At 33.8% G+C, this 15,833-nt stretch carries 15 protein-coding genes (1 of these 15 only partly in view); 3 read left to right on the forward strand and 12 right to left on the reverse strand.

Annotation, left to right across the window (positions count from 1 at the left end; all coding sequences use genetic code 11):
• From B3C18_RS16820 to B3C18_RS16855, 9 genes are all read right to left on the reverse strand, one after another.
• Positions 1–1,349, reverse strand: partial view of a carboxypeptidase regulatory-like domain-containing protein gene (locus tag B3C18_RS16820; RefSeq protein WP_422653616.1) — the 5' portion only. Its footprint begins 88 nt before the window's first position; only the first 1,349 of its 1,437 coding nucleotides appear in the window; its start codon is at positions 1,347–1,349; the stop codon falls past the left edge of the window.
• A 33-nt stretch (positions 1,350–1,382) separates the two neighbouring features.
• Entirely contained in the window at positions 1,383–2,744 is a 1,362-nt protein-coding gene (locus B3C18_RS16825; protein WP_263763766.1) for a CsgG/HfaB family protein, read from the reverse strand.
• A 1-nt stretch (position 2,745) separates the two neighbouring features.
• Complete coding sequence (locus B3C18_RS16830; protein WP_349680587.1) at positions 2,746–3,027, reverse strand: curli assembly protein CsgF; 282 nt, start codon at positions 3,025–3,027, stop codon at positions 2,746–2,748.
• On the reverse strand, positions 3,002–3,157 hold the full coding sequence (locus tag B3C18_RS26045; protein ID WP_414655352.1) for a curli assembly protein CsgF: 156 nt from the start codon (positions 3,155–3,157) through the stop codon (positions 3,002–3,004). The genes B3C18_RS16830 and B3C18_RS26045 overlap by 26 nt, the downstream gene beginning before the upstream one ends.
• A gap of 16 nt (positions 3,158–3,173) precedes the next feature.
• Positions 3,174–3,476, reverse strand: a complete 303-nt coding sequence (locus tag B3C18_RS16835) for a CsgE family curli-type amyloid fiber assembly protein (RefSeq protein WP_173970408.1) — start codon at positions 3,474–3,476, stop codon at positions 3,174–3,176.
• A gap of 23 nt (positions 3,477–3,499) precedes the next feature.
• Positions 3,500–3,901, reverse strand: coding sequence for a curli-like amyloid fiber formation chaperone CsgH (gene csgH, locus B3C18_RS16840; protein WP_173970407.1), 402 nt, complete (start codon positions 3,899–3,901; stop codon positions 3,500–3,502).
• A gap of 8 nt (positions 3,902–3,909) precedes the next feature.
• Positions 3,910–4,431, reverse strand: coding sequence for a hypothetical protein (locus tag B3C18_RS16845; RefSeq protein WP_291149168.1), 522 nt, complete (start codon positions 4,429–4,431; stop codon positions 3,910–3,912).
• Positions 4,432–4,500: 69 nt separating this feature from the next.
• Positions 4,501–5,346: a hypothetical protein gene (locus tag B3C18_RS16850; RefSeq protein ID WP_173970448.1), complete on the reverse strand. Its 846-nt coding sequence runs from the start codon at positions 5,344–5,346 to the stop codon at positions 4,501–4,503.
• A 406-nt stretch (positions 5,347–5,752) separates the two neighbouring features.
• Entirely contained in the window at positions 5,753–7,942 is a 2,190-nt protein-coding gene (locus tag B3C18_RS16855) for a glutamine synthetase III (RefSeq protein ID WP_263763762.1), read from the reverse strand.
• A gap of 427 nt (positions 7,943–8,369) precedes the next feature.
• Here B3C18_RS16855 and B3C18_RS16860 point away from each other — a divergent pair, with 427 nt between their 5' ends.
• From B3C18_RS16860 to B3C18_RS16870, 3 genes are all read left to right on the forward strand, one after another.
• Positions 8,370–9,386, forward strand: coding sequence for a glutamine synthetase beta-grasp domain-containing protein (locus B3C18_RS16860; protein ID WP_291149175.1), 1,017 nt, complete (start codon positions 8,370–8,372; stop codon positions 9,384–9,386).
• Between the two features lie 436 nt (positions 9,387–9,822).
• The gene (locus B3C18_RS16865; RefSeq protein WP_291149178.1) at positions 9,823–10,788 is read left to right on the forward strand and encodes a TerC family protein; all 966 of its coding nucleotides are present in this window, start codon (positions 9,823–9,825) and stop codon (positions 10,786–10,788) included.
• Between the two features lie 172 nt (positions 10,789–10,960).
• Positions 10,961–12,769 (forward strand): T9SS type A sorting domain-containing protein, encoded by a 1,809-nt coding sequence (locus B3C18_RS16870; protein WP_291149181.1) that lies wholly within the window; start codon positions 10,961–10,963, stop codon positions 12,767–12,769.
• A 63-nt stretch (positions 12,770–12,832) separates the two neighbouring features.
• Here B3C18_RS16870 and B3C18_RS16875 read toward each other — a convergent pair whose 3' ends face one another.
• From B3C18_RS16875 to B3C18_RS16885, 3 genes are all read right to left on the reverse strand, one after another.
• On the reverse strand, positions 12,833–13,351 hold the full coding sequence (locus tag B3C18_RS16875) for a hypothetical protein (protein ID WP_291149183.1): 519 nt from the start codon (positions 13,349–13,351) through the stop codon (positions 12,833–12,835).
• An 86-nt stretch (positions 13,352–13,437) separates the two neighbouring features.
• Entirely contained in the window at positions 13,438–14,307 is an 870-nt protein-coding gene (locus tag B3C18_RS16880) for an alpha/beta hydrolase (protein ID WP_291149186.1), read from the reverse strand.
• 365 nt (positions 14,308–14,672) lie between these two features.
• Entirely contained in the window at positions 14,673–15,545 is an 873-nt protein-coding gene (locus B3C18_RS16885) for an AraC family transcriptional regulator (protein ID WP_291149189.1), read from the reverse strand.
• Between the last annotated feature and the right edge of the window lie 288 nt (positions 15,546–15,833).

The raw sequence follows: 15,833 nt of genomic DNA on the forward strand, positions 1-15,833 counted from the left end.
CCTAAGGTTTTCTCTGTTATGATTTGGGTTGAATTTCCTGTTGCAAAATTATATTCGAAAATTCTGGAATCTAATTGGCGGTAATTTAAATTTTCGAAACCGGAAACATCTCTGGTATATACCAATTTTTGCCCTGTTATTGAAAAGTGCAGTCCACCTGCAGCTCCGGTTTGGCCTGAAAGAATAGTTGCTGTTACGGTTCCGGAGGGATTGATAACATAAATTTCTACATTGTAACCGTTGGCATCATTTACTTTTAAAGCAATTTTATTTCCATCGGCGCTCCAATCGCACTCTGATATAAATTTACCGTTTGGTGTCTGGAAAATTTTGGTCAAACCACTTCCGTCGCTATTAATTTTGTACAATTTATCGAAATTAGGGTAAATCAATTCGCTTCCGGAAGCATTCCAGGAATAATTGAGATAATCTGAATTAAAACCAGCGACAGGAATTGAGCTTGTTACTTTTTTAACTTCGGTTCCGTCAAAATTCATCGTATATATATCGTTCTGAGAACCATTTGTACCTATAAAAGCAATTTTATTAGCCTGATTATTTCGTCTCGGACGCCAGTAATTTTTGTCTGAACTTGTTAGCTGGTATTGTTTTCCTGCATCATCGGCAGTAAAAATCACATTATTGCCGCTTATATTTTTTACGAACAAATATCGGGTTAGCGGAAATGGTATCGTCGAAAAAGCGCTTACAGCACTTAAAACAGGCGTATTTGTTCCGTCAGTAACCTCAACCTGCCAATAGTATTTTGTTCCGTATATTAAATTGGTAAGGGTTAACTTTTTTTCTTTTATTCCATCGTAAATTTTCACCTCGCTATTGCTGTCGTTTCTAAGTGTTATCTTAAAAGTGAGAGCATCATTATCAGGATCTGTAGCTGTCCAGGTTAAGTCTAATGACACGGCCTGAGCGGTACTATTATCAACGGGGCTTACTAATACGGGAACTGTTGGCGGCTTATTGTTGGCTGTTGCTTTTTTAAGTTCAAAAACAATTTCTGATGTATTGTTTGCTGTAACCGTTGTAGCTTCAAATTTTGCTACGAAACCGTCTTTTTGTGCCTGAAACGAGTATTCGCCTACTTTTACATTCGAAACCGTAAACTTACCGTTCTCATCTGTAAAAACAGTACTGGTGGTTGGGCTCGAGAGGATTTTTACATTCTCCATAGGTTCAAATGTATCTGCATTAACTACTCTTCCGCTAACGGTACCATATGACGTTTCTCCTATTTTCTCTTCACTGCATGAAACCAAAAACAATAAAAAAAGTACGCTTGCTATTTTGTATAAATACTTCATTATTACTTTGTTTTTAAATTTAAACTTCATCGTTATGTTTTCAAAATTCTGATTTTCTAATTATTACTTTTTCTTTTTGGTAAAATAATAAGTTAGTCCCAACCCGAATTTATAATAGTAATCATCACGGGTTCCTGCCTTTATATAATCGACATTATCACTAAAATTGATATTTTGCTCTGCAAATAATTTGATTCCTATTTTATCAGAAACGAGATACTCGAGCCCCAAACCGTATTGAACTTTACCATAAGCATTCTCGAATTTCCGGTTCGTTGCATATCCTCCGCCTCCGTAGAGATAAGGGGTAAAACGATCTTTAGGGAGTAAAACCCATTCGAGATTAAGATCATAGGTAATGTAACCTACATCGAGTAAATTTTTATTGGCGAGATTGACGACATTGGTAGAAGCACTAAAATTAATGCTGGGCGTTATAAAATACTTTAACGCTCCCCGGCCAAAAGGTCTTAGCAGCGGATCTTGATAATCACCATCCATCAACGTAGCTCCTCCTGAAATTTCTATGGCAAACTTACTTCTTCTGTTTTCCAGCACTCTGTCATAAAGCGCTGTTACATCGGCAGTTTTAGTTTCTTCATTATAGGCTTTAATCAAATTATCGACTTGCCATTTGGGTGCATCTGCTTCCCAGATATTATCTTTTATACCTTCTAAAACCAGAGATTCTACCGCTTTTTCGATGGCTTCGGTTACTGCCATATGTACAGGCTCATTTGTAGTGTAGCCGGTTTCAACTTCTAAAAGTCTTTTAAAATTGACATATCTAAACAAGCTTTCGTCAATTGCCTGCGATAGAATTGTTTTTGATATATAAACTGATTTTAAAATTTTTCCGTTTGAGGTTGAAATCATCCTTAAATAGATGGTAACACGATCCTGACGGTATTTCACAGACGCTCCTGCTCCAAAATATCGTGCTCCAAAACCGCCGGTAATAATATTAGAATCGTATGAAACTATCCCGCCTTCTAATAAAACTCCCGCATATAATAAAGGCGTTAACTGAGGTTCGTTTGGATTGGCATTTTTTACATATTCCTGGCGTGTTGCCCGAATAAGGTTTCGCTCCTGAAGTAAATTTCCAATATTTTCACGTTCTATAGGTATAAACCATTTAGAATCTTCTAAAGCTTTTATCAATATAGAAGTGGCGCCCTGGGTTACGGCGGTACTAAAACTACTTCCGTTTTCCTGCGGTTTATATTGTCCGGTCTGGTCTCTGAATTTATAGACACCTACGACAACTTGCTCTTTTGGTTTTGGCAGATCTTTTAATAATGAAGTTGCAGGAGTTCCTTCTCCTAAAACTGCTTTTTGAACTCCGGTTGGCTGATTGTAATAAGCACCGCAACCCGATAAAAGAAATCCGAATACTATAAATAGGTAGTGATGTAATCTCATGTTATTTATTTGGGATAATTACTTGAGTTTGTTCGCCTGTATTAGTATCTAAAATATTCAGAGTAAGGCCGTCTGAAGAGGGGTAAACATCGACTGAATAGCTCCCGAAAGTATAGGAACCTTCTTTTATACCATCAGTACCAAATTGCTGTTTGTAGAGTGTGCTTGAAATCTGACTTAATAATTGCGAGTTTAAATTGGCTTTAAACCGTTCTAAGTCAGTTTGCGTTTTCGTTTCAGCTGTTTTATCCTTTTGCTTATTCTGAGCTTCTGCACTGCTCAAAAGCCATTNNCCATTGATAATTAAAGGTATCTCCGCCAAAAGCCGGATTTACGGGTTTATAAACTAATGCCTGAGCATTTATAAACGGAGAAGCAAGCAGTAATACTGCGAGGGTGATTATAAATTTCATGTCGTTAATAATAAAATTAATACTGAGTGAAATATTTGCGCTCTTTTTCTTTTTCTTTCAGGTAAGTGAAGGTGGCATTTACAGATTCTTCTGCAACTGCATCTAAAAATTCATCATCTGGCCTGGCCAGAAACTCATAAATAACTTCGTTGTCGATACTTATGGTTATGGATGTATTTCTTGCAAAACTATATTCTTCACCTATTGTGACTATTTTTTCAGCGTTTATTCCAATATCATTGTACTTGTAATAATATCTGTCGTAAAAATCTTTTCCTATTTTGGTTTTTGTATCGTCTGTAATGATTCCTCGTAACACAAATCCGTCAACTGGTAATACAATTACATCTTTTTTTTTTCTTCACCTATAACCACACGATCTTTCGCTATTATTTGCTTGTCTTCATCGTAGAACAATAATAGTACGACTACCTCATCATCTTCTGATAAATTAATCTGAGAAGTAGATAACTTTTGTTTTTCGTTTGGCTGTAAGGTAAAAACACCAACCTGGTCATTATTAGACTGATTATTACTTTTATTATTATTTTTTATAACAGACATTCTGTAGGCGGCACTCCGGATGACATCAGTAAGATTTTCGGCAGTACCGGTAATTTTTACATTACCCTCAACTTTTTCAATTTCCAGCTTTGCTTTTATTTTGTCTTGGGGGACCTGACCATATACTATGGCAGTAAAAACCAGAAAAACAAAAATGATATGTCGGTATAAAAAACGCATGTTTAAATTTATTTATTAATAAGAATTATTGAAGCGCCATTTCCTGTCTGAGTGATTTTCATGTTTTTTGACAGTGAATTGGTTCCAATATTTTGAATGTTTTGATTATCGCCTTTTTGGATCATTTCCATATTTACATTATAATTTGTGTTTAATGTAAAATCGTTAATCTTATTGTTGTTTCCTTGTTGAACAATGTTTTGTGTCAATGTTTTAGCACTTTTATCCAAAAACAATTCATTACGATCTCCATTTTGATTGACAGCAACTTTTGTTTCGTTTGATTTTAAAAATGCTTTTACTTTATTTAAATCTCCTATTTGCTGGATTTGAATGCCAGACTGAATTTTTTGATTTAAATCATTCTGTGCTTTTTTATCCATACTCGAAACCACACTAAAAGCTTTTTCTTTTGAATTAAAGACGGAGGAGCTGTAAGGTTTAAAATCTGAATTATCTTCTTTTTCCTGTGCATAAAATACAGGAGAAAAAAGCAAAAGCAATACAATATTTAAAATGAAAGTTTTCATCCTGATTGATTTAGATTAAAAAATGAGATAGTCACGTTCTATGACTATCTCATTATTGATTTTATGCTATTAGTTAGTTTGAGTAACTACGATTGTATTTGAATTTCCTTTTGAAAATGCAATACTAGAGTGAGATGCTCCGGTTTGAGTTACAGTAGCTTTATTTAAGTTACCAATTTGCAAAGTATCTTCAGTTAACTTAGTACCGTTTTGTACAGATGTAGCTTTGTTATCATCTCCATATTGATAATGGTTTGAAGTATTTTTGTTAGCTGCAGAAGTACCGCTTGGAGAAGTTTGAGTTTGTGTAGACTCATTTCTTTGACCTCCTTGGCTAGCATACGCTACGTTGTTATCTCCTTTTTGTGTTTGCCAAGCTTTATTGTTGTTATGAGGTCCAACTGGAACAGCTACACCATTAACATGCCCAATTTGAGCAGCAGTAAAAGGAGCTCCTGTTGGTTTCTCATTACCTGTTGTACCTTGATCTACAGTAGCAGTATTGCTGTCTCCTGTTTGAGTTTGCCAGGCTTTGTCAAATCCACCTGTTGAGCTTGGTGCATTTACAATTTGATCTTGCCAGATTGTAGCTCTATTGCTATTTCCTTTTTGTGTTTGATAAGCTTCGTTATCATGGTTACTTTGAGAAATAAAAGCCCCGTTACCATTACCGTCTTGTTTCACATCAGCTTTGTTGTCTTTTGCTGCATACAATCCTGGTTGAATTCCCTGAAAAACTTCAGACTTGTTGTTATCACCTTTTTGATCAACAAGCGATCCGTTATTTGAACCGTTTTGAGTAACAAGACCCTGATCTGAGTTTCCTACTTGATTCACTGATGAAGTGTTTCCCTGTGCAAATCCGATTGCCCCTACAAACAGCATCGCTGAGATGCTTAAAATTACTTTTTTCATAATAGATATATTTAATTGGTTATTAATACAACTTATTATGTAGGTCAGTGTGATTTGGGGAAATCATGGCTTTAAAAAATCATCATTCAATCATCATTCGAAAATAAATTTTTAGGTCTTATCTTCTTTCTTCATGACCAAAATTAGAAAACTTCTCGAAAATCAAATCAAGTATAATTACCTATTTTACAAGAACTTAATCATTTTTCGATGAACTGTAAAACTATCTCGATGAACTACTGAATCCGTTAAAAATATAAGTAGGAAATTACTTCATTATCATAATTCCTTAACATTTAATGCCTTGAAATGCAAAAATCAATATTAATTTTACTTTATTTTAACATTACAGCAAAAAAAAGCCCACCTTAATTCGATGGGCTTGGTAGAACTGTTAAATTACTATTTATTTGGTAAACAATAGCTCTCTATACTTGGTTAATGTCCAGCTTTCGTCGTCTACAAGTAGCTCTAATTTATCACAATGATTACGAATATCTTCAAAATAAGGCTTCACTTTATTGCAATATGCTTCGGCCATTTTTTGCGCATCTGTTAAATGATTTGCTGTTCTTCTTTCATCAGTCATTGCCAATACTTTAGAATTAATTCCTTCAATATGACCCGAAATCTCTTTTATTAAAACAATTTGCTCTTTTGCAATCGTCTCAAACGCTGCACCGAAGATTTCTTTTAATCCTTTTACATTTTCGATTAAAGTATTTTGGTAACGTATTGCCGTTGGTATAACATGATTTCTGGCAATATCTCCTAAAACCCTTCCTTCGATCTGGATTTTCTTAGTGTATTCTTCTAATTCAATTTCGTAACGCGCTTCGGCCTCAATATGATTTAAAATCCCTAATTCGCTAAATAAATCTAAAGCCTGTTTCGAAACTTTGGCTTTAATCGCTTCCGGAGTCGTTTTAAAATTGCTTAAACCTCTTTTTGCAGCTTCTTTCTCCCAGCTTTCGCTGTATCCGTCTCCTTCAAAAAGAATCTTTTTAGATTGTTTGATGTACTCTCTTAAAACATTAAAAATAGCATCATCTTTTTTCATGTCTTTAGACTCGATCAAAGTATCAACTTCAATTTTAAAATCTTTTAATTGTTTGGCTACAATTGCATTCAAAGTTGTCATCGCGTTTGAACAGTTTGAGTTTGAACCCACTGCTCTAAACTCCCATTTATTTCCTGTAAAAGCAAAAGGCGATGTTCTGTTTCTGTCTGTATTGTCTAAAAGAACGTCCGGAATTTTACCAACAACATTCAGTTTTAAATCCGTTTTTTCTTCAGGAGATAATTTCCCTGTTGTAACACTCTCTAATTCTGATAATACTTTTGTTAGTTGTGCTCCAATAAATACAGAAATAATTGCCGGTGGTGCTTCATTTGCCCCTAACCTATGGTCATTACTTGCTGTTGCGATCGAAGCTCTTAATAACGTTTCGTAATCGTTAACTGCTTTTATCGTATTAATAAAGAAAGTAAGAAACTGCAAATTGCTCATTGGCGTTTTACTCGGACTCAATAAATTAACTCCTGTATCTGTTGCCAACGACCAGTTATTGTGTTTTCCTGATCCGTTCACTCCTTTAAATGGCTTTTCATGAAATAATACTTTAAAATCATGACGCTCTGCCACTCTTTGCATTACATCCATCAATAATGAGTTATGATCTACAGCAAGATTGGTTTCTTCAAAAATTGGAGCCAACTCAAACTGATTTGGTGCCACTTCGTTATGACGCGTTTTTACCGGAATTCCTAACAACATACATTCCTGCTCTAAATCTCTCATATAAGTCAGGGCGCGCGTTGGGATAGAACCAAAATAATGATCGTCTAATTGTTGTCCTTTTGCAGAAGTGTGTCCTAATAAAGTTCTTCCCGTCATCATTAAGTCAGGACGAGAATTTGCTAATGCTTTATCAATTAAAAAATACTCTTGCTCCCAGCCTAAAGTAGCAGTTACTTTTTTTACATTTTTGTCAAAATACCTGCAAACTTCTGTAGCGGCTTCATCTATGGCAGATAAAGCTCTTAATAACGGAATTTTATTGTCTAATGCTTCTCCTGTATAGGCAATAAATACTGTTGGAATACATAAAGTAGTTCCGTAAATAAATGCCGGCGAAGTTGGGTCCCACGCAGTATAACCTCTTGCTTCGAATGTATTTCTAATTCCTCCATTCGGGAAACTTGATGCATCCGGTTCTTGTTGTACCAATTGTGCTCCTCCAAATTTCTCTACAGGATCGCTTCCGTCATACGAAACTTCAAAAAAAGCATCATGTTTTTCTGCTGTTGTTCCTGTAAGAGGCTGAAACCAGTGTGTATAATGAGTAACTCCTTTAGATAATGCCCATTCCTTCATTCCCATGGCAATATAATCTGCCAGTTTTCTCTCTATTTTAGTTCCGTGCTGAATAGCATCTCTAACTCCTTTTAAAGCATCAGAAGTCAAAAACTGCTTCATTGCTTTTTCATTAAATACATTTGAACCAAAAATATTAGATTTTCTATCGATTTCTTCAAAATGCACTGGCTTTCTTGTAGAAGCATCTCTTAAAGCCTGGAAACGTAATGTTGACATGTATAATAAGTTTAAAATTTGTAATAATTTCTACTAAAAAATGATCGACAAATATAAACAAATAAAAAGCCTGTTTATAAGATAAATTTGAGATTTTTATTCGACGATTTTTCAACATAAGAAGCTTTTTTCAAAGAATAATGAATTTGATTTAAAGAAATGTAACAAAATACATCAGTATTCTTCATTAAATAAACATTTTTTCATAATTCCTTAACCCCGAAACTCAAAAAACCTCCCTAATTTTTACGAATTTATTTTTTAATAGTGTTAAAAATTGCTTTTTTAAAAATATACCCCTCTCAAAATTGCGCTTATCCAAAAAATAGTAGAGACATAAACAAAATAGCCCCCTAATTTTTACGGCTAAAAAAATAAATCTATATTTGACCCAACGAAAAAAACAAAAAAATTAATTTATATTATTATGGCTAAAATTAAGTTAGAGTACATTTGGTTAGATGGATACGAACCAACTCAAAATCTTAGAAGTAAAACTAAAGTTGAAGAGCATGAAAATTTCAAAGGAACATTAGAGGAGCTTGGAAACTGGTCATTTGATGGTTCATCAACAAAACAAGCCGAAGGTGGATCTTCAGACTGTTTATTAGTTCCTGTTGCAATTTATCCAGATCCAACTCGTATTAACGGATACCTTGTTATGTCAGAAGTTATGTATGCTGACGGAACTCCACACCCTTCTAACGGTAGAGCTACAATTGATGATGATAATGATGATTTTTGGTTTGGTTTCGAACAAGAGTATTTCATCATGGATACTAAAACTCAACTTCCACTAGGATTTCCAGTTGGAGGATACCCTGCTCCACAAGGTATGTACTACTGTTCTGTAGGTGGAAAAAACACTCACGGAAGAAAATTAGTAGAAGAACATGCTGATTTATGTATCGCTGCAGGAATTAACTTTGAAGGTATTAACCAAGAGGTTGCTTGCGGACAATGGGAATTTCAATTATTCGCTAAAGGTGCTAAAAAAGCCGGAGACGAAATTTGGGTTGCTCGTTACTTATTAGATCGTTTGACTGAAAAATATGGTTACTATATAGAATATCACCCAAAACCTCTAGGAGATACAGACTGGAATGGTTCTGGAATGCATGCTAACTTCTCTAACGAGGTGTTAAGAACTTGTGGAGATCAAGCTACTTACGAAAGAATTTGTGAGGCTTTCCGTCCTGTTACTGCTGAGCATATCGCGGTTTACGGAGCTTACAATGACCAACGTTTAACTGGTAAACACGAAACTGCTTCTATTCACGATTTCTCTTATGGAGTTTCAGACAGAGGATGTTCTATCAGAATTCCTTTAATGACTGTTCAAAGAGGATGGAAAGGTTGGTTAGAAGACAGAAGACCTGCTTCAAACGGAGATCCATACAAAATTGCTGCTAGAATTATCAAAACTGTTAAATCAGCGCTATAATTTAAAGCTTAGAATATATCCTAAAAGTGCCATCGTAATTGTTGGCACTTTTTTTTGTCATTGCGAGGAACGAAGCAATCACACTAACAAAAAGTACAAAGCTTGTGTAATGGCACACAGATAACACTGGTTTAAACAGATTTTTTTATCATTTTCAATAAACACGTAGTTTTGTCATTCCGAGGAACGAGGAATCGCACACGAAACTCTACAAAGATTGACGACTTTCTTTGCAGAATTACTAGTGCGATTCCTCGTTCCTCGGAATGACAAGATTGCGTTAAACTTTGACAAAGTTCTAATAAAGTCAAGAACCTTCTCACCTCTCACACCCACCATCTCACAAAATTGCTTAATTTTAAAAGTACCTTTCTTATAAATAATTTTTAATTTAAACTTCAAAACTTATCTTTGTAATTCATTTAAAAAAACCATCATGATAGTCTGGACTCTCTTTTTATTGGCCGTAGTTTTTATTCTTGCTTTAGATTTAGGTGTATTCAACAAAACACCGCATATTATCAGCACCAAAGAAGCCAGTAAATGGACCTTGATTTGGGTTACTTTATCCTTTTTGTTTTCTGGAGTTATCTATTGGCTTTATACTACAGATTATATTGCAAATCCCGACGGCTTAAAGCCTGCCGTGGCTTCGATGAAGTTTATTACAGGTTATTTAATCGAATTGTCTTTAAGTGTTGACAACATATTTGTAATTGCAATTATTTTTGCTTCTTTTAAAATTCCGCAAAAGTACCAGCACCGTGTTTTATTCTGGGGAATTCTGGGTGCGATTGTTTTTCGTGGTTTAATGATTTTCTTTGGCGTTATGCTGATTAATAGATTTAGCTGGACAACCTATGTTTTTGGGGCATTCCTAGTGTTTACAGCTATAAAAATGTTGTTTTCTGGAGAAGATGAAGATTTTAACCCGAAAGATTCTTTTGTATACAAAACATTAGGAAAAATTATCCCGATTACTTCTCACATGGAACATGAGAAATTTTTCATTTTAACCGAAAAAGGAAAAAAGGCAGCAACGCCGCTTTTCGTTGCTTTGATTGTAATTGAAGTTATGGACGTTTTATTTGCTGTTGACAGTGTTCCGGCGATTTTAGCCATTACTTCTGACCCGTTTTTAGTATTTAGTTCTAATATTTTTGCCATTTTAGGTTTGCGTTCTATGTATTTCTTCCTGGCAAACATGCTGGCAAAATTCAGTTTCTTAGAATATAGCTTAGTAGCTATTTTAGCATTCGTAGGTTTAAAAATGCTTCTTCACGAATGGATTCACGTTCCAGAATGGGCTTCGTTAGGATTTATTGCGCTTTCACTTTTAGTTGGAATTTTGGTTTCGCTTAAATTCGGAAAAGAAAAAGAACTTACTGATTCTGATTTGTAATATTATTTCAAAACATATATTCATAAAAAAGGAAATCTTTCGATTTCCTTTTTTTATATCTATTTAGCTCATTGTTAAAATATAAGATAAATATTATATTTTAACTTTTAAAAATAAGATATTACATATTTAAAGTCTACTTTTATCTCATTATAAACCATAAATTTTTATCATGAGAAAAAATTACATTTACGCCATTTTTGTTTTCTTATTAGCCTTTACTTCATTTGGGCAAAAAGTTACGCTCACACCAACTACAGTAAATGGTCAAAGCGTTAGTGGAGGACCAATTAATTTAGGCGGCACACCAAATTCAACCGTCGGATTAGGCGTTACAGTTGAAATGCCCGTAATACCAGGAAATAGTGGAACAATAACCATTCATTCCATAAATGGTTTAAACGACAACATTGTAACCGGAGGAAACGGAGGAACCTTATTTTTTGGTGAAGGGAAATCTGCATCCCGTAGTTTTGTTGTAAACTTACTTTGGAGTTCTTTTGCTACTTCTGGGAGTTATATTTATGCTGAATATAAAACCAGCGGGAGTGTTGTATATAAAAGCACTTATCTTGCTGTTACTAAAAATGCTACACAAGGCGGTGGAACTGCTCAACCACCTGCGGATGCTCCTGACCCATCTAAAATCCCTAATACTTTATGTTGTAATCAAACAGTTAGATTAGGAGATAAACCAGCTCCGATAACGGGATCACAATATTTAGATCCTTATAAAGGACAACAGTGGGCTGTTGGTTCTTCATGGGAAGTAAGTGGAAATCCTACAGTTAGTATTTTAAATTTAGATGATGTAAATAAAGTTTTAACTCTTGACTATGTAGAACAGCCCGGAAATTTTACAGTAGTTAGAAGCTTAGGTTCTACTAGCCAACTTAACAAACCTTATAAAAGCAATGCAGCAACTATTACTGTTGTCCCTTCGCCAATTCTTACAAATGAAATTTCTATAGATGCTCCAGTAAATTCTAATGGTTTTGTAGAAATAATAAATACCAATGATCCAAAACGCATAAACGGTACTAGATATACAAGTCTAGTAAACTTAACTATTTTACAAGACCCTTTTCACACTTCTCAAAGAGGTGATAGTTTCACAAATATTGAAAGATTTGAATGGGAATACACCAAAACAAATAGTGTATTAGGAGGAACTAAGAATTGGGTACCAATAAATGGAGAAAACAATTATTTTCTAGAATCTTTTAATCCTTCAGATATTTCTACTACAGAAGACAATCATTATTTATTAAGAAGAATTGCTATTTATCAAAATATAAAAAGGGTAAGTAATACCTTAAAACTAGTATTAAGAACTATTCGCAATAATAATACAATTTGTTGCGATCAAACTCTTATAATATCAGCTTCAAATACTATTGATAACCCAAGTCTTATTGTTGGTTCAGATGCAACTCCCGAAGCAGGGTATTTAAAATATCAATGGCAAAGTCAATCTATTGATTACAATAATGGAGGAAAAATTAGTCCTTGGTCAAATATTGCTGGAGCTACATCAAAAGATTATTTACCTCCTGCTCTTCAACTTGTTTCAAACGATCGCAGAGGAGAAACTACCTGGACAACTCCTGTAACATATAATTATAGACGTGTAACAGAACCACAATATTATAATGGCAAATATTCTTATAGTAATGAGATAAATTTATCTGGACTAAGTTATAAAAATACTCCCACTATAAAAGTTTACCCAAATCCTGCCACTTCGATTATAAACATAGAAAACACAAGTACAAGATCGTACAATGGAAATACTTTAAGTAATTCTATAATCACCATTGTAAATATTATGGGAGTTCCTGTAATTTCAAATAATTTTTCAATTATAAATGCTAATTTAGTAAGTGTGGACGTTTCAAACTTATCTATAGGAAATTATTTCATAAACATTAAATCCGCAGACGGAGAAACAACTCAAAAGTTTACATTTATTAAAAATTAAATCTTAAAATAAAAAAAGGAAATCGTAAGATTTCCTTTTTTTATGCTTGTGCTTGATTACAAATTAATTTAATCTTTTCACATTAGTGTCATCAATGCCATATTTCTTAATAACTGCATAATAATCTGAGTAATCAGGTTTTTTAGTTGATTTATCTGTAAAAGTACCCGGAACAATTACAATTCTAAAAGTTTGATTATCTAATAAATCTGGTGTAGTAGCTTCATCATAATTTCCAGCTGCATAAATTTTATAATCTTCTCTACTAAAATCATAATCGTAATCTAACTCTCTATTATTAGACAAATAAATTGTTCTCGGAATTAACTGCCAAATAGGTGTATTTGCATCTATTGTTCCAGCAAGTCTATAAATTAAAACAGTATCAGCATCGGCTAACAATGGGTTAAAGTTTCCAGAAATATTATACCCATCAGTAGCATTAAATCCAAAGTCAGCGTTAAAAATTTCAAAAACCTCGTTTACATTTCTTCCTGGAGGTCCTTCAGGTCCTTGATCTCCTTCACAACCAGTAAATGCAAATAACCCAACAACAGCGAATAACGTAAGTATCTTTTTCATAATATATATTTTTTTTAAGTTTATAAAAGCATTCCAAAAACCAAACCAAAAATTTTGTTAAATGGGTTTTGAAATGAAATTTTGTATTATTTTTTTGCAACAACCTGATTCTTAAACAGAATTTTGCTAAAAAATAATACATGGTAAGGTAGTGAATTTTCCCAATATTCCCAAGTATGTGCACCGGGACGTTCGGTATAATCGTGTTCTACCTTATTATAAACTAATCGGCGGTGTAATTCTCTGTTGGGCTCAATCAGGAAATCATCTACTCCGCAGTCAATAATTAAAGGCAATTTATTTTCTTTTATTTTATCAAGCATTCCCATAACGGCATGCTGTGCATATAATTCAGAATTATCACTTCTGTCTCCAAAAACAGGCTGCATTAATTTTATTACCTGCGCCGAAGATTCACGGTTAAGCATTGTACTCATATCAACTGCCCCGCTCATACTTCCGGCAGCGCAGAATAAATCAGGATGTCTGGCAGAAAGATATAAAGCGCCGTGTCCACCCATCGAAAGTCCGGTAATAACCCTTCCGCTTTTATTGCTGATTGTTCGGTATGTTTTGTCTACTTTTTGAATTACTTCCTGTGTAACAAAAGTTTCGAATTGGCTTTCTTTATTTACAGGGCTGTCCAGATAAAAACTAAACGTTTCTCCTTCGGGCATTACAATGATTAAATTATATTGATCAGATAAATTCTGAACCAGTTTTTTATTTGGAGTATTTTTCAACCAGTCACCAAAATGTCCGTATGCGCCGTGCAGTAAATACATTACCGGAAATGTGGTTTTACTTTTTGCATACGAATTTGGTAAAACTACAGCCGCCTTATAGGTTTTGTTCATGGCGGTACTTGCAATTTGTAAAGTATCTACTTTTGCTGCGTATGTCATTGACGAAACACACAGAAAAACAAAGAATACTAAAATTTTAAGGTTTTTCATTTTGATAGTTTTTTTTGATTAAAGGAGTGTAAATATACCTTTTTTCTGAACAAACTAAATGAAAAATCCGACCAGCTTTTATACTAATCGGATTATGGATTTGTTATTTTTCCTGCCACAGATTAAAAGGATTCTATGGATTATTTTCTTTGAAAAATTGGTTTGCCACGAATTACACAAATTTCCACGAATTTATTTTTCAATTTGGCTTATAAACGGATTCTAAAAATCTTTTTAATCCTTTTAATCGGTGGCAAAAAACATCAAACATTCTTCACAAACTAATTCGTGGAAATTCGTGCAATTCGTGGCAACTAAAAAAAATCATTTTAATCTGTGTAATCTGTGGCAAAAACATAAAACTATTAACTAATAATAATCTTATGTTCGTGACGGTATTGCGATGCGCTTTTACCTGTATATTGTTTAAATGATTTACTGAAGTGGCTGAAATTATTAAAACCGCTTTCGTAACAAACCTCATTTATACTTATTGGTTTTTCGGCTAAAAGTTTTGAGGCATGCACCAATCTATATTCGTTTACAAACTCTGTAAATGTTTTGTTTGAAATCTTTTTAAAATATCTACAAAAAGAAGGTGTTGTCATGCTCACTAAATTCGAAACTTCGTCGATAGCGATAGACTGCTGAAAATTATCTTTAACAAAATTAAAAACTACATTCATACGATCGTTATCCTGAGTCTGCAGTTCCATTGCAAAACCATCTGCATTCAGCATTGTATATTCTTCAGACGAATCTAATTCATCCAGAATACTTAAAAGAGAAAGCAAACGTTCAAACGGAAGCTGGTCTTCCATTGCTTCGATTTTTTTTCCAATATGTTTTTTAGTTTCTCCGCCAAAAGCAATTCCGCCTTTAGACTGACTTAAAACATTTTGAATCTTTCTCATTTCCGGTACTCCAAAAAAGCCATTCCCTAAAAATTCAGGTTTAATATGAATAACTGTTTCGTTTACGTTTCCCGTTTGTTCATTCGTAAAGCCGCAATGCGGCAAATTAGACCCTATCAAAATCAAACTACCATTTGTATAATAGGAAACATGGCTTCCTATTTGTCTTTTTCCTGCCCCGCCATTTATATAAACCAACTCAATCTCTGGATGATAATGCCATAAATGAGCTTTGCTATTGGTCTTTTCGGCGTGTTTAGTGTAGGTAAAAGAACTTCCGTATGAGTTAGTTATCACTTCAAGAGCTGGGGCAATTGCTTTCATGATAATTTCTTTAAAAAATAATAGCAAATTTAACAAAAACGCCTAGAATAATTTAAATTTTAACCTATAACGGTTTCGTAAATGAGAATTTTTCATTAAAATAACAAAAAGATAATCTAACAAATTATCACCAAAACGCCTTTTTTTAAACAACCCATATTTTTATTCCAGATTTTTTTAAGATATCGTATTTATTCGACCATTTTTATAGACATTCACTATTTCTGTAAGAATATTGGAAGTTTTTAAAAACGTTAACATTTAGAAAACATTGAAAAATAACAACGT

This window comes from Flavobacterium sp. UBA7680, from assembly GCF_002482975.1.
GTDB lineage: Bacteria > Bacteroidota > Bacteroidia > Flavobacteriales > Flavobacteriaceae > Flavobacterium.